Genomic DNA, 17,192 nt, shown 5'->3' with positions numbered 1-17,192 from the left:
CCAATCTGAACAGGGACCACCCCAGGAGACGACCATGGATGACCAAACCAAATGCCCGTTCACGGGCTCGCGCGGACCTAAGAACCGCGACTGGTGGCCGGACGCGCTGGACGTTTCGATTCTCCACCGCAATTCCACTCTGTCCGATCCGATGGGCGAGGCGTTCGACTACGCCAAGGAATTCAAGACCCTCGACCTCAACGCCGTGATCAAGGACCTGCACGCCTTGATGACGGAATCGCAGGAATGGTGGCCGGCCGATTTCGGTCACTATGGCGGCCTGATGATCCGCATGGCGTGGCACAGCGCGGGCACCTACCGCATCACGGATGGCCGCGGCGGTGCGGGTGCGGGTCAGCAGCGCTTCGCGCCGCTGAATAGCTGGCCTGACAACGCCAACCTCGACAAGGCGCGCCGGCTATTGTGGCCGGTCAAGCAGAAATACGGCCGCAAACTCTCGTGGGCCGACCTGATGATTCTCGCCGGCAACGTCGCCCTCGAATCGATGGGCTTCAAGACCTTCGGCTTCGCCGGCGGCCGCGCCGACGTCTGGGAGCCCGAAGAGCTGTTCTGGGGGCCTGAAGGCACGTGGCTCGGCGATGAACGCTATAGCGGCGAACGCCAGCTCGCCGAACCCCTGGGCGCCGTGCAGATGGGCCTCATCTACGTCAATCCGGAAGGGCCGAACGGCAATCCGGACCCGCTCGCGGCGGCCAAGGACATCCGCGAAACGTTCTTCCGCATGGCGATGAACGACGAAGAAACCGTCGCCCTGATTGCCGGCGGCCACTCCTTCGGCAAGACCCACGGCGCCGGCGATCCGTCGCTGGTGGGACCGGACCCGGAAAGCGGTGCGCTGGAGGATCAGGGCCTCGGCTGGAAGAGCAAGTATGGCACGGGAGTCGGCGCCGACGCGATCACCGGCGGCCCGGAAGTCACCTGGGTGCAGACGCCGACCAAGTGGAGCAATTTATTCTTCAAGAACCTGTTCGAAAACGAATGGGAGCTGACCCAGAGCCCGGCCGGGGCCAAGCAGTGGAAGGCGAAAGGCGCGGAAGCCTCGATCCCGGACGCCTACGACAAGTCGAAGAAGCATGTGCCGACCATGCTGACCACCGACCTGTCGCTGCGCTTCGATCCGGCCTATGAGAAGATCTCGCGGCGCTTCTACGAGCATCCGGACCAGTTCGCCGACGCGTTCGCGCGGGCCTGGTTCAAGCTCACGCACCGCGACATGGGCCCGATCGCGCGCTACCTCGGCCCGCTGGTGCCGAAGGAAACGCTGATCTGGCAGGACCCGATCCCGGCGGTGGATCATCCGCTGATCGGCGAGGCTGATATCGCGGCGCTGAAGGCGAAGATTCTCGGCTCCGGCCTGTCGGTCTCCCAGCTTGTCACGACCGCATGGGCGTCGGCGTCGACGTTCCGCGGCTCCGACAAGCGCGGCGGCGCGAACGGCGCGCGCATTCGTCTCAGCCCGCAGAAGGACTGGGAGGTTAACCAGCCGGCCGAGCTCAAGACGGTGCTCTCGACGCTCGAAGCGATCCAGAAGGAGTTCGGCAAGAAGGTTTCGCTGGCCGACCTGATCGTTCTCGGCGGCAGTGCTGCGGTCGAAAAGGCCGCAAAGGACGCCGGGCTAGACGTGAAGGTGCCCTTCACGCCGGGCCGCATGGATGCGTCGCAGGATCAAACCGACGTCGAATCCTTCGCGCCGCTCGAGCCGCGTGCCGACGGCTTCCGCAACTTTGTCAGCAGCAAGAAGCATCAGTTCATGAAGCCTGAAGAGGCGTTGGTGGACCGGGCGCAATTGCTGCGGTTGACGGGACCCGAGATGACGGTTCTCGTTGGTGGCCTGCGCGTGCTCGGCGCGAATTTCGGCGGATCCAAGCACGGCGTGTTCACGAGCAAACCGGGCACACTGACGAACGACTTCTTCGTCAACCTGCTCGATATGAGCACGCAATGGCAGCCCGCCGGCTCCGACGGCGCGTATGAGGGCCGCGACCGCAAGACCAATGCGGTCAAGTGGACCGGTACCCGCGTCGACCTCATCTTCGGTTCGCAGGCGCAGCTCCGCGCGTTCGCGGAAGTCTATGCGTGCACGGACTCGAAGGAGAAGTTCGCCAGGGATTTCGTGGCGGCATGGACCAAGGTGATGAACCTCGATCGTTTCGAGGTCGCCTGATCCGAGAAAGCTCGCGCAGTTTGCGCGAAGTCATGCTCTAAACAAAAAGGGCGGCCGAGAGGCCGCCCTTTTCACATGGCATACGATCACGCGCCGAGCGTGCCGGCCTTCGCCGCCGCATAGCGCTCGGCGATCTTGGCCCAGTTCACCGTGTTCCACCACGCCTTGAGATAATCGGCGCGGCGGTTCTGGTAGTTCAGATAGTAAGCGTGCTCCCAGACGTCGTTGCCCATCAAAGCGCGCTTGCCGTCCATCATCGGGTTGTCCTGGTTCGGGCGGGTCTCGATCGCGAGCTTGCCGTCTTTGGCCACGGTCACGAACACCCAGCCCGAGCCGAACTGACGTCCGCCGGCGGCATTGAAGTCGCTCTGGAATTTTTCCATGCCGCCGAGATCCTTGTCGATCGCGGCCAGCACCTCGCCCTCCGGCTTGCCGCCGTTCGGGCCCATGATCTCCCAGAACATGGTGTGGTTGGCGTGGCCGCCGAGATTGTTGCGGACGGTGAATTTGATGCTGTCGTCGAGCGCATTCAGATTACCGAGCACGTCCTCTATCTTCGCCGTTCCCAACTGCGGATTGGTCTTGGCGACGTTATTGAGGTTGGCGACATAGGCCGCGTGGTGCTTGCCGTGATGGATTTCCATCGTCTTGGCGTCGATATGGGGTTCGAACGCATTGGTCGGATAGGTCAGCGGCGGCAGCGTGAATGGGCCGGTTGCGGCGGCAGGCGCGGGGGCGGGCGCCGCGGCCTGCGCGAAGACGATGCGCGGGGTCGCGGCCATGGCAGCGACACCGGTTGCGGCAAACATCAGTTGGCGCCGGGATATGAATGACATCGATTTCTCCTTACCTGTGGGCAATTGGTTGGATACCTGTGAACGGGACGCCATACGCCGCTGCGCGCGGCAAGCTACGGGTGACTATCGGAATCGGGTTTCGTTTTCTGTCCTCGCGCCCTGCGGCGGAACCGCACAGGTGCCTCAATACTCCCAATGTAACGCAGGCGGATAACAAAAAAGGGCGGCCTTTCGGCCGCCCCTTGTTCACATTCCAGCGATACCTTACTCGCCGGCGGCTTCGCGCTGCGGCGCTTCAGCCTTCTGCTTGGCCTCGAGGTCCTCGCCGGTGGCCTGATCGACCACCTTCATCGACAGCCGGGTCTTGCCGCGGTCGTCGAAGCCGAGCAGCTTGACCTTGACCTTGTCGCCTTCCTTGACGACGTCGGAGGTCTTCTGCACGCGCGCCGAAGCGAGCTGGCTGATGTGGACCAGGCCGTCCTTGGCGCCGAAGAAGTTCACGAACGCGCCGAACTCCATCACCTTGACCACGGTGCCTTCGTAGATCTGGCCGATCTCCGGATCGGAGGCGATCGACTTGATCCACTTGATCGCGGCCTTCATCGCCTCGCCGTCGTTGGAGGCGACCTTGACGGTGCCGTCGTCCTCGATGTTGACCTTGGCGCCGGTCTTCTCGACGATCTCGCGGATCACCTTGCCGCCGGTGCCGATCACTTCACGGATCTTGTCGGTGGCGATCTTGAAGGTTTCGATGCGCGGCGCGTATTCGCCGAGCTCGGCACGGGCATTGGTCAGCGCCTTGGACATTTCGCCGAGGATGTGGATACGCCCGTCCTTGGCCTGGCCGAGCGCGACCTTCATGATCTCCTCGGTGATGCCCTCGATCTTGATGTCCATCTGCAGCGAGGTGATGCCCTGGTCGGTGCCGGCCACCTTGAAGTCCATGTCGCCGAGATGATCCTCGTCGCCGAGGATGTCGGACAGAACCGCAAAGCGCGAACCTTCCAGAATGAGACCCATCGCGATACCCGCGGTCGGCCGCTTCAAGGGAACGCCCGCATCCATCAGCGCCAGCGAGGCGCCGCACACCGAGGCCATCGACGACGAGCCGTTGGATTCGGTGATCTCGGAGACCACGCGCACCGTGTAGGGGAATTCGTGGTGCGGCGGCAGGACGGGGTGGATCGCACGCCAGGCGAGCTTGCCGTGGCCGATCTCGCGGCGCTTGGTGCCGCCGAGGCGTCCGGTTTCACCGACCGAGTAGGGAGGGAAGTTGTAGTGCAGCAGGAACGTCTCTTTGTACGTTCCCGACAGCGCGTCGATGTACTGCTCGTCCTCGCCGGTACCGAGCGTGGTTACGACCATCGCCTGGGTTTCACCACGGGTGAACAGCGCCGAACCGTGGGCGCGCGGCAAGACGCCGACTTCGGCGATGATGTTGCGCACCGTCTTGGCGTCGCGGCCGTCGATGCGCTTGCCGGTGTCGAGGATGTTCCAGCGAACGATCTTGGATTCGAGTTCCTTGAACACGGCGGCGATGCGCAGCTTGTCGTATTTCGGCTCCTGCCCTTCCGGGAAGTAGTGCGCCATCACCTTTTCCTTGGCCTTGCCGACCGCGGCGTAGCGGTCCTGCTTGATCGGAATGGCGTAGGCTGCGCGCAGCTCCTGCTCGATCAGGCCGAGCATTTCCTTTTCAAGCGCGCTTTCGTCGACGACCTTGACTTCGCGCGGCTCCTTGGCGGCTTTCTCGGCCAGTTCGATGATCGCCTTGATCACCGGCTGGAAGTGGCGGTGGCCGAACATCACGGCGCCGAGCATGATGTCTTCGTTGAGCTCTTTGGCTTCCGATTCCACCATCAACACGGCATCCGCAGTGCCGGCGACGACCAGGTCGAGCTGGGTCTCGACCATTTCGTCGAGCGTCGGGTTGAGCACATACTCGTCGTTGATGAAGCCGACGCGGGCCGCGCCAATCGGGCCCTTGAACGGAGCGCCGGATATCGTCAGCGCCGCCGAGGAGGCGACCAGCGCCAGGATATCAGGATCGTTTTCCATGTCGTGCGACAGCGTCGTCACGATCACCTGGGTTTCATTGCGCCAGCCGTCAACGAACAGGGGGCGGATCGGGCGGTCGATCAAGCGGGAGACCAGCGTCTCCTTTTCGGTCGGACGGCCCTCGCGCTTGAAGTAGCCGCCGGGAATGCGGCCCGCGGCGTAGGTCTTTTCCTGATAGTCGACGGTCAGCGGCAGGAAATCGACGCCTTCGCGCGGCGTCTTGGCGGCGACGACGGTGGCGAGGACGATGGTCTCGCCATAGGTGGCGAGCACGGCGCCGTCGGCCTGACGGGCGATCTTGCCGGTTTCCAGCTTGAGGGGACGTCCACCCCAGTCGATCTCGACGGAATGCTTATTGAACATAGTGGTTTCTTTCATGGGTTCACGAGAGAGCGGCGCCCAAAAACACAAAGACCATGCGCAAGATTGCGGGACGCTGATCGCAATACGAGATCAGCGTTCGGCGATCCTGCCATGGTCTTTATCTTTCGGATGGCGTCCATCCTCTCGGCAGTCACGGGCACCTTGCCCTGTCCAGCGGCCGGATTGCTGCTGGACGTTTGTCGGGCATGATCCATTTTCGGATGATGCCCTTGCGCATGATCGTCCCCGAAAAATTCGGAGTCCGTTTGTTCGGAAGATCATGCGAAAACGCGCGCAGACAGCGCGCGTACTCTCTCAAATCAACGACGAATGTTATGCTTTTCGAGCAACGCCTTGTAGCGCGCCTCGTCCTTCCTCTTGATGTAGTCGAGAAGGGAACGGCGCGTCTGCACGAGCTTCAGAAGGCCGCGGCGTGAATGATGGTCCTTCACGTGGCTCTTGAAGTGGCCCGTGAGATTGTTGATGCGTTCCGACAGGATCGCAACCTGCACCTCGGGCGAACCGGTGTCGCCGGCTTTGTTGGCATTCGTCTTGATGACTTCCGCTTTGCGTTCGGCGGTAATCGACATCGTCAAACTCTCTCATTGCTGCGACCGGGACTGGCAGTCAGTCCGGTCAGGTTGAACACGCGCTTGGGGATGAGTTCGCCATTGCCAATTTCGGCGAGGGCCAGAAGCCGGCCTGCCACCGTGACATAGACTGTGCCGCTACTATTGGGCGCATCCCGTCCGCGCAACAAAACGGCCTGGCCCCTGTGAAGCCTTGCCGCATCAGCCCGTGTGACGGCCAGTGCCGGGATGTCGTCCAGCGCGGTCTCAACGGGCAAAAGCGCGTCGGCGAGGCTTCCCTCGCCAGACGCGGCTCTATTGCATAAAGCCTCCAACTCTTCCAGCGGAATCATGTCCGTCTCGCGGAATGGGCCGACCAAAGTCCGCCGCAACGCGCAGATATGGCCGAAACAGCCCAGAATCCGGCCGATATCGCGGGCCAGCGCCCGGACATAGGTGCCCTTGCCGCACTCCGCCTCGAACACGGACTGGCCGTTATCTCCATGTTCTACAAGGGTTAATTCGTGAATCTCGACCGGGCGGGGCTTCAATTCGACGGTTTCGCCGTCCCGCGCCAGGTCATAGGCGCGTTCGCCCTGAACCTTGATCGCGGAATATTGCGGCGGGATCTGCTCGATCAGGCCGGTGAAGCGCGGCAGCAGGGCCCGGATCGCGTCGGCGGACGGCCGCAGCTCGCTGGTCTGGGTCGCCCGGCCCTCGGTATCGTCGGTATCGCGCTCCTCGCCCCAGGCGACCGTGAAGCGGTAGCGCTTGCGGCCATCCATCACGAAGGGAACCGTCTTGGTGGCCTCGCCGAGCGCGATCGGCAGGCCGCCGGACGCCAAAGGATCGAGCGTGCCGGCATGGCCGGCGCGCCTGGCCTGGAACAGGCGCTTGAGCACGGCAACCGCGTGCGTCGAGGTCATGCCGATCGGCTTGTCGAGAATTACCCAGCCATGAACGTCGCGCTTGTCGCGGCGGGGCTGGTTGTTCTGGCGCGGCTGCTTGGTGTGGCGTGGATCGTTGTTGCCGCGGCGCTGGCCTTCATCGAGGCGGCGCTCGCCGTCGCCAGCGCGACCCTTGTCGTCGCCGCCGGCGCGACGTTCGTCGTCGCTAGCGCGACCTTGGTCGTCGCCATGCGACTCACTGGAAAAAATATTTTTTTCGGTGTCCTGCGAATCGGCAGTTTGCTGCGCAATCCCGCCGTTGGCGGTGGGCATAATCATCACTTGTCGTCCGAATCGGGTGCGAGGTCTCTTTGCACCGCAGGTGTTCTCAGTAATTTCTCGATCCGTTCCGCTTCGTCGAATCGTTCGTCGACGCGAAAGCGAAGGTCAGGGGCAAATTTCAGGTTAACGCGGTGAGCGATCTCGCCGCGCAGAAACTTTTTGTTACGCGCGAGCGCCGCGAGCACGACATCGGTATCGCGGCCGCCGAGCGGCATCACGTAAATCGTCGCAAGCTTCAGGTCAGGCGACATCCTCACCTCGGGAACGGTGATGATTTGGCCCTCCAGGTCGGGATCGTGCACGTTACCCTGCGACAGAATATCGGCGACGGCATGGCGCACGGTCTCGCCGACGCGCAATTGCCGTTGCGAGCCGCCGGGGGCGGAACCCTTGGTATGATGGCGAGGCATTGTCGGAAATCCCAATTGTCGTCATCACCCGCCTTATGGGCAGGTGATCCAGCATTCCGTGGCCGAAGTTAATTGCGCTGACTACTGGATGCCCCGCCCCAGTGCGCAATTGCGCACAAGGCGGGGCATGACGGTTTACTTCAATAAAATCCGAGGCTCTTCGTAAGACTTGGACTTACAGAGAGCGCTGGATGGTCTCCACGCGATAACACTCGATCACGTCGCCGACACGCATGTCGCCGTAATTTTCGAACGCCATGCCGCATTCCTGGCCGGACTGCACTTCCTTCACTTCATCCTTGAAACGCTTCAGCGTCGAAAGCTTGCCTTCGTGCACGACGACGTTGTCGCGGATCAGGCGCACATTGGCGCCGCGTTCCACGGTGCCGTCGGTGACGCGGCAGCCGGCGACCTTGCCGACCTTGGAAATATTGAACACTTCCAGGATCTGCGCATTGCCCAGCATGGTTTCGCGCAGCGTCGGCGCGAGCAGGCCGGACATCGCCTTTTTGATGTCGTCCACGAGATCGTAGATGATGTTGTAGTAGCGGATTTCGATGCCGTTGCGCTTGGCAGCCGCCGCGGCTTCCTTGTTGGCGCGCACCGAGAAGCCGATGATTGCGGCGTTGAAACCTTCCGCCAGCGTGACGTCGGATTCGGAGATGCCGCCGACGCCCGCATGCAGGATGCGGGCTGCGACTTCGTCGGTGCCGAGTTTCTCCAGCGAACCCAGAATGGCTTCGAGCGAGCCCTGCACGTCGGCTTTCACGATCAGCGGGAATTCCTTGCGGCCCGCGGTCTTGAGCTGCGACATCATCTGCTCGAGCGAGCCGCGCATGCCGGAAATCGAGGCGGCGGCGTTCTCGCGCTTCTGGTGGGCGCGATAGCTCGTGACCTGGCGGGCGCGGGCTTCGTTCTCGACCACGGCGAGGCGGTCGCCGGCTTCCGGCGGGCCGTTGAAGCCCAGCACTTCGACCGGCACCGAAGGTCCGGCTTCGTCGAGGTTCTCGCCCTGGTCCGAAATCAGCGCGCGGACGCGGCCCATTTCGGCGCCGGCCACGATGATGTCGCCGACCTTGAGCGTGCCGCGCTGCACCAGCACGGTCGCCACCGGACCGCGGCCGCGATCGAGCTTGGCTTCGATCACGGTGCCTTCTGCGGGGCGTTCCGAGTTGGTCTTGAGGTCGAGCAGTTCGGCCTGCAGCGCGATCATCTCGAGCAGCTTGTCGAGATTGGTCTTGTTCTTGGCGGAAACCTCGACGTCGACGACTTCACCGCCGAACGATTCGACCTGAACCTCGTGCTGCAGCAGTTCGGTGCGCACACGTTCCGGCTTGGCGTCGGGCTTGTCGATCTTGTTGATCGCGACGATCATCGGAACCTTCGCCGCCTTGGCGTGGTTGATCGCTTCCACCGTCTGCGGCATGACGCCGTCATCGGCCGCCACCACCAGGATCACGATATCGGTGACCTTGGCGCCGCGCGCGCGCATCGCGGTGAACGCGGCGTGGCCGGGCGTATCGATGAAGGTGATCTTCTTGCCGCTTTCCGGCGAGGTCACCTGATAGGCGCCGATATGCTGGGTGATGCCGCCGGCTTCGCCCGACACCACGTTGGCGTGGCGAAGCGCGTCGAGCAGCGAGGTCTTGCCGTGGTCGACATGGCCCATCACGGTGACGACCGGCGAGCGCGGCTCGGTATCGGTGGAATCGTCGACGACGTCGAACAGGCCCTCTTCGACGTCGGACGCGGCGACGCGCTTGACGGAATGGCCCATTTCCTCGGTGATCAACTGCGCGGTGTCGGCGTCGATCACGTCGGTGATCTTGTGCATCGCGCCCTGCTTCATCAGCAGGCGGATGACGTCGACCGCGCGTTCCGACATGCGGTTGGCGAGTTCCTGGATCGTGATCGCTTCCGGGATCACCACTTCACGAATAAGCTTTTCCTTCGGCTCGTTCGCGGCGTGGCCCTTCAGGCGCTGGGTGCGGCGGCGGAACGAGGCGATCGAACGCTCGCGCACGTCGTCGGCATTGAGCGCGGTGACCAGCGTCAGACGGCCGCGTTCCTTCTGCGGACCCGGCTTGTGGGTCGTCTTCGGAGGCGTCACGGCACGGACGGCGCCGCCGGGGCCGCGACGGATCTGGCGCGGACCTTCATCCTCGTCGGAACCGTCGGCGGCAACGCCGGGAGCGCGCGCGGGTGGCACCGCCGCGGTAGCCGGACGGGCGCCAGCCGGGCGGGCTGCGGCCGGTCGGGCTGCAGCGGGTGCCGGTGTCGTCGCCGCCGTTGCGGTCTTGGCCTCGGCCTCGCCAAATCGCTTCTTGGCTTCGACTTCGGCCTTGCGCTTGGCTTCCTCTTCCAGCCGGTGCCGTTCTTCCTCGGCCTTGCGGCGGGCTTCGGCGGCTTCGCGTTCGGCCTGTTCGATGCCTTCACGGCTGGCGCGGCGCTTGGCTTCTTCCTCGGCCAGCCGCCGTTCCTCGACTTCGCGCACCTTGGCGTCGGCCAGCGCGCTCGCGCGCGCCGAACGCTCGTCTTCCGTTAGCGTCCGAAGCACCACGCCGGAGCCGCTTCGTGCTGCGCCGGGCGCTGCCGCGGGGCGGGAGAGGGGGGCCTTTGCAGCGGGCGCCGGCTTGGCGGCGACCGGTTCGGGCGCATGCGTTTCGGTGGCGGGCGCGTCGCCGCCGACGCGGCGCTTGCCACGCTTCTCGACCACGACCTGCTTGGTCCGGCCATGGCTGAAGCTCTGGCGCACGGTGCCCGTCTCGACCCGCGGCTTCAGCGTCAAGGTCTTGGTCGGAACACTCAGAGTCTTGTCGCCAGGCGTTTTGGTATCAACCATTCAGCAGTCCTAATCTCGTTACGTTGTGCGCATCCGCACAGTCATTGAAGCAAGGCTTCGGAACCAATCTTCGTCCGTCAGAATTTCTGGCCGCCATCCCCGGTCTTGTCGTCGTCCATCCGGTATCGAACCAGGATCTGGCAGCGCGACAGGAACGTTTTGCTCGCCGGGCCCGCGAGCAGCGCAGCATGTATCACATTTGACCGGCCCAGTGCCAAATCCAATTGCGCCGAGGTTAAAGCGGTAACGATCGGTAAACCCCGCGATTCGCCGATATTTCCGGTCCTTTGCCCGGCGATAGCGTCCAATTTGCGGATTCCGTCGGCCGCGCCGTCGGAAGCGTGGATCAGGGCTCCGGCCCTGCCCTGTTCGAGCAGGCCCTCGACCTTGGCAAAGCCGGAAATGACCTGCCCGGCCTTGGCCGCCATGGCCAGCGCCTCGGTGCAGCTTCGTTCCAGCAGGGCCTCGGTATCGGCGGGAAGGGTCGGTGCAACCCGAACGTCGCGCTTGAACCCTCGCTTAAATTGGTGACGCCGCACCGCTTCCGCAACGGTCCGGCGCGAGGCCTGGACCCACATACCGCGGCCGGGCAATTTTCGCTTCAAATCGGGGATTACTTCGCCCGACGGGGCCACCACAAACCGGATCAGCTCGTCGATCGGGCGGACCTCGCGACTGACCGCGCACATCCGCATGGTCGCGGACTTGTCGGTCCGCGGCCCATGGTCGAGATCGGGGTCAGCCAAAGCGAGCATGCCTGTTTAGTGGCTCCGGTCATCTGCGCACGGTCTGCGCGCAGAAAAGATTTTCGGTTTTGCGGAACACCCGCATTTACGCCGTCTGGTCTTCGGTGGTCTCGGCCGCCTCGGATTGCTTGGCGAGTTCGGCCTCGGTGATCCAGCCGGCGATGACGCGGGCCTGCATGATCATGCGCTCGGCATCGTCGCGCGAGATCTCGTTGGCGTCGAGAATGCCGGGGAACTTGGTCGGCTCGCCGCCTTCCTTGCGCTCGGTCCAGCCGACCAGATCGTCGGTCGCACAGCCCGCCAGGTCCTCGACGGACTTGATGTCGTTCTCGCCGAACTTGACCAGCATCTTCGAGGTCACGCCGGGCACCGTCTTCAAAGCATCATCCACGCCGAGCTCCTTACGCTTGTTTTCCAGCTCCGTTTCGAGCTGTTCCAGGTATTCTCTCGCCCGGCTCTGCAGCTCGTTGGCGGTTTCTTCGTCAAAGCCTTCGATGCCCGCCAGTTCCTTGGCGTCGACCAGCGCGAGTTCCTCGACCGAGGTAAAGCCTTCCGACGCCAGCAATTGGCCAACGACCTCGTCGACGTTCAGCGCTTCCATGAAGACGCGGGTCGAGTTTTCGAAATCGGCCTGGCGGCGCTCGGATTCTTCCTGCTCGGTGAGGATGTCGATGTCCCAGCCGGTCAGTTGCGAGGCAAGCCGCACGTTCTGGCCGCGGCGGCCGATCGCCAGCGAGAGCTGGTTGTTGGTGTCGGGGACAACGACCTCGATCCGCTCGCGGTCCTCGTCGATCACGACCTTGGCGACTTCGGCGGGCGCCAGTGCGTTGACGACAAAGGTAGCGATGTCGGGCGACCACGGAATGATGTCGATCTTCTCGCCCTGCAGTTCGTTCACCACGGCCTGCACGCGCGAGCCGCGCATGCCGACGCAGGCGCCGACCGGATCCACCGAGGAATCCCTCGAAATCACGCCGATTTTCGCGCGCGAGCCGGGATCGCGGGCCACTGCCTTGATCTCGACGATGCCGTCATAGATTTCCGGCACTTCCTGCGCGAACAGCTTGGCCATGAATTGCGGATGGGTGCGGGAGAGGAAGATCTGCGGTCCGCGGGTTTCGCGGCGTACATCGAAGATGTAGGCGCGGACGCGGTCGCCGTTGCGGAACACCTCGCGCGGCAGCATTTCGTCGCGGCGGATGATGGCTTCACCGCGGCCGAGATCGACGATCACGCTGCCATATTCGACGCGCTTGACGACGCCGTTGACGATATCGCCGATGCGGTCCTTGAATTCCTGGTATTGCCGGTCGCGCTCAGCTTCGCGGACCTTCTGCACGATCACCTGCTTGGCGGATTGCGCGGCGATGCGGCCATATTCCAGCGGCGGCAGGGTGTCGGCGATGGTGTCGCCGACCTGGGCGCCAGGGTTGGCGCGCTGCGCGTCCGCCAGCGAAATCTGGTTCGAGGAGTTCTCGACCTGCTCGACGACAAGCATGTGGCGCGACAGCCGCAGCTCACCCTTCTTGGCGTCGATCTCGGCGTGAACGTCGGTCTCGCTGCCGTAACGGGCGCGGGCCGCCTTGGCGATGGCGTCTTCCATCGCAGCGATCACGATCCCGCGGTCGATCGACTTTTCGCGGGCGACCGCGTCTGCGATCTGCAGCAGTTCGAGTTTGTTGGCACTGACGGCCATAGCCTAGTCTCCTTCGGTAGGATCGAGGTCGCCTCTGCGCAGTCTTTCTGCGGCGAGGCGGTGTTTCTTGGTATTGGTCGGCTCGGGCTTTTTGGGCTCCAGCTTCTTGCCAGTCTTGCTTCCGGTCTTGGGCTTCGGCTTGTTGCTCCTGGCCGGGTCGCTTTTTTTGGCGTGCGGCGGCGGTGGCGGCGCCAGCCCGAGATTCTGTTTCAATTCGCGCTCGGCGGCCTTGCCGCGCCGCATCGATTCCGCAATCAATTCGTCGGTCAAAACCAGTCGCGCATCGGAAATGTCTTCCATCACCAGCAGCACGTCGGCATCTTCGCCCGCGCGTATGTCATCCCGATGTAACCGCACGGCATCGCCTTCGACGCCGCCGAGCGTACCACGGAAACGCTTGCGGCCCTGATGGGCCACAGCCATCTCGACCTTCACGAGATGACCGGCGTAGCGCTCGAAATCGGAGCGGCGCACCAGCGGTCGATCGATGCCCGGCGAGGATATCTCCAGCCGGTAGGCGCGGTCGATCGGATCGGCGACGTCGAGCACCGGCGACAGCGCCCGCGAGATCGCCTCGCAATCCTCGATCTGCATCGTACCATCAGGCCGCTCGGCCATGATCTGGACGGTGCAGCCGGCCTCGCCTGAAATCTTGATCCGGACCAGCCGGTAGCCCATTCCCTGCAAAACCGGTCCGGCCACCGCCGATACCCGCGCGGCGGCGCCCGGCTCGACGACGAGACGGGGCTCGGCCAGCAACTCGGCATCCGCGGAACCAGCAGTTGGATCGGTCATGTCCAGGGTCAAAAGCGTCTTACTTGCATGGGTTTAGGCCGGGCCTTCACCGGCGGTCCGGCCGGTTCCCCGAACCGCGCCTTTAAGGCCCTTCTGGGCCGGGCTCGTTCAGGTAATAAAAAAGAGCGGGTCCCGGGGGGCCCACTCTCAATACGCGATCGTATGAGAACCATAAGTTGGGGCGGATATAGCGGTTTTTGCACAATCCGACAAGGCCCGGGATCCCGTTAAGTCCGATTTTGCCAAGCTTTGCGAGCGGGAGCAAAGTCTAACCCTTCATTCACGAACCCTGCCTAGATTTCCCGAAAACCAGCCAATTCAGGCCGGTTTGAGTGGGTTTATGATAATTTCACCATCGCTGATCCCGGAACTCGACGACATTGTCAGTCGTGGCGACCCCAAGCGCCGCGCCGATGCCGCGCGCCGCATCAGCGAGCTTTTCTTGCAGGGGGCGGCGAGCTTCCGCTCCGACCATGTCGATCTGTTCGACGGTGTCCTGACCAGTCTTGTCCCGCATGCCGAGATTGAAGCGCGCGCCGAGCTGGCCGAGCGCCTGTCGCTGCTGGCGAACGCGCCGCGTGGTCTGGTCGGCCAGCTTGCCCACGAAGATGAGATTACCATTGCAGGCCCGCTGCTGCGCCGCTCGCCGGTCATCGACGAAAAGATGCTGGTCGAAATCGCGTCGATGAAGGGCCAGGGCCATCTGCTGGCGATGGCGGAACGGCCGACGCTTTCAGCCGATCTCACCGACGTCATTGTCGCCCGCGGCGAACGCGACGTCATCAGGCGCACCGCCGGCAATGCGGGCGCAGCCTTCTCCGAGAACAGCTATTCGACGCTGATCAAGCGCGCCGGCCAGGATGGCGTGCTGACGATCAGGCTTGGCCAGCGCGACGATCTGTCACCTACGCATCTGAAGGAGCTGCTCTCCGGCTCCATCGACGTTATCCGCCGCCGCCTGTTCCAGGTCGTCAAGCCCGAGCGGCAGGCCGACATCCAGCAGGCGATGGCCGCCATCACCGGCCTGTCCGAACGCGAGGAGCGGCGCGACTTCATGCCGGCGCAGCGCACGGTGCTGAAGCTCCACCGCGAAGGCATGCTCGGCGAAGGCGCATTGCTCAATTTTGCCAGGGCCTTCAAATACGAGGAGTCGATCGCCGCGCTGTCGGCGATGACTGGCGTCAAGATCGAAACCCTGGATCGCCTGATCAGTGGCGATCGCTACGATCCGATCCTGATCGCCGGGAAGTCCATCGATATCGAATGGGCGACTGTGCGCGCGCTGATCCTGCTTCGGCTCGGTCCAAACCGGACGGCGTCCCCCGCCGACATCGAAAGCGCGCGGATCAACTACGTGCGCCTGATGCCCTCGACCGCCCAGCGTGTCGTCGCGTTCTGGAAGACGCGGTAATCCGGCCTTATCGGCTTGCACTTCATTGCGGGGGCAGCGAAGCAATCTCCGCAAAGAAAGCATGCCGAGGCAAAGGACTGACTCTCTCCCGTTATTCCGGGGCGCGCGATAGCGCGAACTATGGTGCGCAATTGCGCACCTGAGAATCTCGAGGTTCCCCGATGCGCAATTGCGCATCTGAGGTTCGATGCTGCGCATCGCCCGGAAAGACGGCTCTACCCCACCCGCCGAAACCGCAGATACGCTGCCACGCGTCCCTCGCGCTCGGCTTTGCGGCCGTAGCGCGTCATGGTGTAGCCGTCCCACGGCTTTTGCCAATCGATGGCGCGCTCCGCGGTCCAGAGAAAATCGGAGCTGCGCATCAGATGCGCCAGCGTCCACGCGCAATAATCGTCGATGTCGCTGACGAAACGGAATTCGCCGCCCGCTTTGAGGATGCGCGCCATTGCGTTGACGGTAGCGTCCTGCACGAAGCGCCGCTTCCAGTGCCGCCGCTTCGGCCAGGGATCGGGATGGATCAGATCGATCCGCGCCAGCGATCGCGGCGGAGCCCAGGCCAGCAATTCCGCGGCGTCGCCGGCATAGAGCCTGATATTGCCGATGTTGTGGGCTTCGATCTGCGTCAGGATCTTCGCCATGCCGTTGACATAGGGCTCGCAGCCGATGAACCCGATATTCGGAAAGGCTTGCGCCTCCGCGATCAGATGCTCGCCGCCGCCAAATCCGATTTCGAGCCTGACATCATCGATCTCGCCTTCGAAGAGATCGGCGAGACGCGCCGGCGCGGGCGTTGCGATATCGAGCGCCAGATGCGGCAGTAGATTGTCGATCAGGTCGGCCTGATGAATACGGAGCTTGTGACCCTTGCGGCGGCCGAAGAACGAGCCATGCGCATGCGCCGCGCCGCCATCATCCGGCGTCGCGTCGCGGTCGCCGGTATCACGCGGTGCGGTCATCATCGCAGCGTCTGGTACAGCCGGTACAACAGCCGCGCCCTCGGCTCGATCGAGGAGATGTACATCTGCTCGTAATGGGTATGCGCGCCCTGGCCGTCGACGCCGAGTCCGTCCAGCGTTGCGGTATGCGGCGCGGTGAAATTGCCGTCGGAGCCGCCGCCGGTCGACGTATCGACCAGATCGAAACCGATCTCCGCCGCAATCGTTCTGGCATGCTCGTAGAGCGCGGCGCCGGCATTGCTCTTTTCGTAAGGCGGACGGTTCAACTCGCCGATCACCTTGACGGTGACGCCCTCGGTGCGCGATTTCAGATTGAGGATTTTCGCCGTGAGCTCGTCGGAATCCGAAATGGTCGGCACGCGCAAATCGACCTCGGCATAGGCCTCCTCCGCGACCACGTTCGGCTTTGTGCCGCCGCGGACCACGCCGACATTGACGGTGATGCCGCGCGCCAGATCGTTCATCGCCGCCAGCGTCTGGATGACATTGCCGAGTTCGCGGATGGCGCTGCGGCCGTCCTCGGGCCTGGTGCCGGCATGCGAGGGCACGCCCTTGATGAAAACCTCAAAGCGCCCGACGCCCTTGCGCCCCGTCACGATCTTGCCGCCGTCGCGCGCCGGTTCGGTGACCAGCACATATTTCGCTTTCCGTCCCTCGGCCTCGATCAACGCGCGCGACGTCGGGCTGCCGATCTCTTCATCGGAGACATAGAGCTGGGTGATGCCGAGCGACGGCCGCGCGCCGTCAGTGCAAGCCTGGCGAAACGCGTGATAAGCGAGATAGGCGCCGCCCTTCATGTCGTAGATGCCCGGGCCGAAAGCGCTGTCGCCCGCGATCCGGAACGGCAGCCGCTCGATGAAGCCAAGCGGATGTACCGTATCGAGATGGCTCAGCACCAGGATTCCCGGTGCGTCCTGCCCCCATGACGAGCGCGCCACCAGATGATCGCCGCAGCCGGAGTGCCCGGCGATCCGCTCCACGGTGGCGGGCAGGCCGCGATAGCTTTCAGCGACGAGGTCGGCGAGCTTGTTGACCTGCTCGGGCGCTTCGGTGGGGGTCTCGATCTCGACCCAGCGGCGAATACCCTTGAGGATCGTCGTGGAGTCGAACGGATTGGGTGTCGTCATGTCGTATCCGA

13 protein-coding genes are annotated in these 17,192 nt (G+C 63.7%); 2 read left to right on the top strand and 11 right to left on the bottom strand.

What is annotated here, in order from left to right; translation table 11 throughout:
* Positions 1–34: 34 nt before the first annotated feature.
* Positions 35–2,185 carry a catalase/peroxidase HPI gene (katG, locus tag C7G61_RS03715; RefSeq protein WP_190241638.1) on the top strand — a complete coding sequence of 717 codons (2,151 nt, stop codon included), beginning with the start codon at positions 35–37 and terminating at the stop codon, positions 2,183–2,185.
* 86 nt (positions 2,186–2,271) lie between these two features.
* Here katG and C7G61_RS03710 read toward each other — a convergent pair whose 3' ends face one another.
* The 9 genes from C7G61_RS03710 to rimP form a co-directional block, all read right to left on the bottom strand.
* The gene (locus tag C7G61_RS03710; RefSeq protein ID WP_108512664.1) at positions 2,272–3,021 is read right to left on the bottom strand and encodes a superoxide dismutase; all 750 of its coding nucleotides are present in this window, start codon (positions 3,019–3,021) and stop codon (positions 2,272–2,274) included.
* A 225-nt stretch (positions 3,022–3,246) separates the two neighbouring features.
* A complete protein-coding gene (gene pnp, locus C7G61_RS03705; protein ID WP_108512663.1) occupies positions 3,247–5,400 on the bottom strand; it encodes a polyribonucleotide nucleotidyltransferase in 2,154 nt (717 codons plus the stop codon).
* A gap of 320 nt (positions 5,401–5,720) precedes the next feature.
* A complete protein-coding gene (gene rpsO / locus C7G61_RS03700; RefSeq protein ID WP_108512662.1) occupies positions 5,721–5,990 on the bottom strand; it encodes a 30S ribosomal protein S15 in 270 nt (89 codons plus the stop codon).
* Between the two features lie 2 nt (positions 5,991–5,992).
* Positions 5,993–7,195, bottom strand: a complete 1,203-nt coding sequence (truB, locus tag C7G61_RS03695) for a tRNA pseudouridine(55) synthase TruB (RefSeq protein WP_108512661.1) — start codon at positions 7,193–7,195, stop codon at positions 5,993–5,995.
* Positions 7,195–7,608, bottom strand: a complete 414-nt coding sequence (rbfA, locus tag C7G61_RS03690) for a 30S ribosome-binding factor RbfA (RefSeq protein ID WP_108512660.1) — start codon at positions 7,606–7,608, stop codon at positions 7,195–7,197. The genes truB and rbfA overlap by 1 nt, the downstream gene beginning before the upstream one ends.
* A 175-nt stretch (positions 7,609–7,783) precedes the next feature.
* Complete coding sequence (gene infB, locus C7G61_RS03685) at positions 7,784–10,450, bottom strand: translation initiation factor IF-2 (RefSeq protein ID WP_108512659.1); 2,667 nt, start codon at positions 10,448–10,450, stop codon at positions 7,784–7,786.
* A 77-nt stretch (positions 10,451–10,527) separates the two neighbouring features.
* Positions 10,528–11,205: an RNA-binding protein gene (locus tag C7G61_RS03680; RefSeq protein WP_108512658.1), complete on the bottom strand. Its 678-nt coding sequence runs from the start codon at positions 11,203–11,205 to the stop codon at positions 10,528–10,530.
* A gap of 76 nt (positions 11,206–11,281) precedes the next feature.
* Positions 11,282–12,892, bottom strand: coding sequence for a transcription termination factor NusA (nusA, locus tag C7G61_RS03675; protein WP_108512657.1), 1,611 nt, complete (start codon positions 12,890–12,892; stop codon positions 11,282–11,284).
* Between the two features lie 3 nt (positions 12,893–12,895).
* Positions 12,896–13,687: a ribosome maturation factor RimP gene (gene rimP, locus C7G61_RS03670; protein WP_108512656.1), complete on the bottom strand. Its 792-nt coding sequence runs from the start codon at positions 13,685–13,687 to the stop codon at positions 12,896–12,898.
* Between the two features lie 340 nt (positions 13,688–14,027).
* Here rimP and C7G61_RS03665 point away from each other — a divergent pair, with 340 nt between their 5' ends.
* On the top strand, positions 14,028–15,098 hold the full coding sequence (locus C7G61_RS03665; RefSeq protein ID WP_108512655.1) for a DUF2336 domain-containing protein: 1,071 nt from the start codon (positions 14,028–14,030) through the stop codon (positions 15,096–15,098).
* Between the two features lie 215 nt (positions 15,099–15,313).
* On the opposite strand, the gene trmB is transcribed toward C7G61_RS03665, so the two are convergent.
* Both trmB and C7G61_RS03650 read right to left on the bottom strand, forming a co-directional pair.
* Entirely contained in the window at positions 15,314–16,054 is a 741-nt protein-coding gene (gene trmB / locus C7G61_RS03655) for a tRNA (guanosine(46)-N7)-methyltransferase TrmB (RefSeq protein WP_244608113.1), read from the bottom strand.
* Positions 16,054–17,181: a M20 family metallopeptidase gene (locus C7G61_RS03650; protein ID WP_108512653.1), complete on the bottom strand. Its 1,128-nt coding sequence runs from the start codon at positions 17,179–17,181 to the stop codon at positions 16,054–16,056. The genes trmB and C7G61_RS03650 overlap by 1 nt, the downstream gene beginning before the upstream one ends.
* Positions 17,182–17,192 lie beyond the last annotated feature (11 nt).

This window comes from Bradyrhizobium algeriense (genome assembly GCF_003062295.1).
GTDB lineage: Bacteria > Pseudomonadota > Alphaproteobacteria > Rhizobiales > Xanthobacteraceae > Bradyrhizobium > Bradyrhizobium algeriense.
This window is presented reverse-complemented; position numbering and strand designations above follow the sequence as displayed.

What these genes read in the sequence shown, in the direction of transcription:
- pnp (WP_108512663.1), bottom strand. Translation starts at nt 5,400, where the DNA reads ATGTTCAATAAGCATTCCGTCGAGATCGACTGGGGTGGACGTCCCCTC.
- trmB (WP_244608113.1), bottom strand. Translation starts at nt 16,054, where the DNA reads ATGACCGCACCGCGTGATACCGGCGACCGCGACGCGACGCCGGATGAT.
- C7G61_RS03665 (WP_108512655.1), top strand. Translation starts at nt 14,028, where the DNA reads ATGATAATTTCACCATCGCTGATCCCGGAACTCGACGACATTGTCAGT.
- C7G61_RS03680 (WP_108512658.1), bottom strand. Translation starts at nt 11,205, where the DNA reads ATGCTCGCTTTGGCTGACCCCGATCTCGACCATGGGCCGCGGACCGAC.
- rpsO (WP_108512662.1), bottom strand. Translation starts at nt 5,990, where the DNA reads ATGTCGATTACCGCCGAACGCAAAGCGGAAGTCATCAAGACGAATGCC.
- rimP (WP_108512656.1), bottom strand. Translation starts at nt 13,687, where the DNA reads ATGACCGATCCAACTGCTGGTTCCGCGGATGCCGAGTTGCTGGCCGAG.
- katG (WP_190241638.1), top strand. Translation starts at nt 35, where the DNA reads ATGGATGACCAAACCAAATGCCCGTTCACGGGCTCGCGCGGACCTAAG.
- C7G61_RS03650 (WP_108512653.1), bottom strand. Translation starts at nt 17,181, where the DNA reads ATGACGACACCCAATCCGTTCGACTCCACGACGATCCTCAAGGGTATT.
- C7G61_RS03710 (WP_108512664.1), bottom strand. Translation starts at nt 3,021, where the DNA reads ATGTCATTCATATCCCGGCGCCAACTGATGTTTGCCGCAACCGGTGTC.
- rbfA (WP_108512660.1), bottom strand. Translation starts at nt 7,608, where the DNA reads ATGCCTCGCCATCATACCAAGGGTTCCGCCCCCGGCGGCTCGCAACGG.
- truB (WP_108512661.1), bottom strand. Translation starts at nt 7,195, where the DNA reads ATGATTATGCCCACCGCCAACGGCGGGATTGCGCAGCAAACTGCCGAT.
- infB (WP_108512659.1), bottom strand. Translation starts at nt 10,450, where the DNA reads ATGGTTGATACCAAAACGCCTGGCGACAAGACTCTGAGTGTTCCGACC.
- nusA (WP_108512657.1), bottom strand. Translation starts at nt 12,892, where the DNA reads ATGGCCGTCAGTGCCAACAAACTCGAACTGCTGCAGATCGCAGACGCG.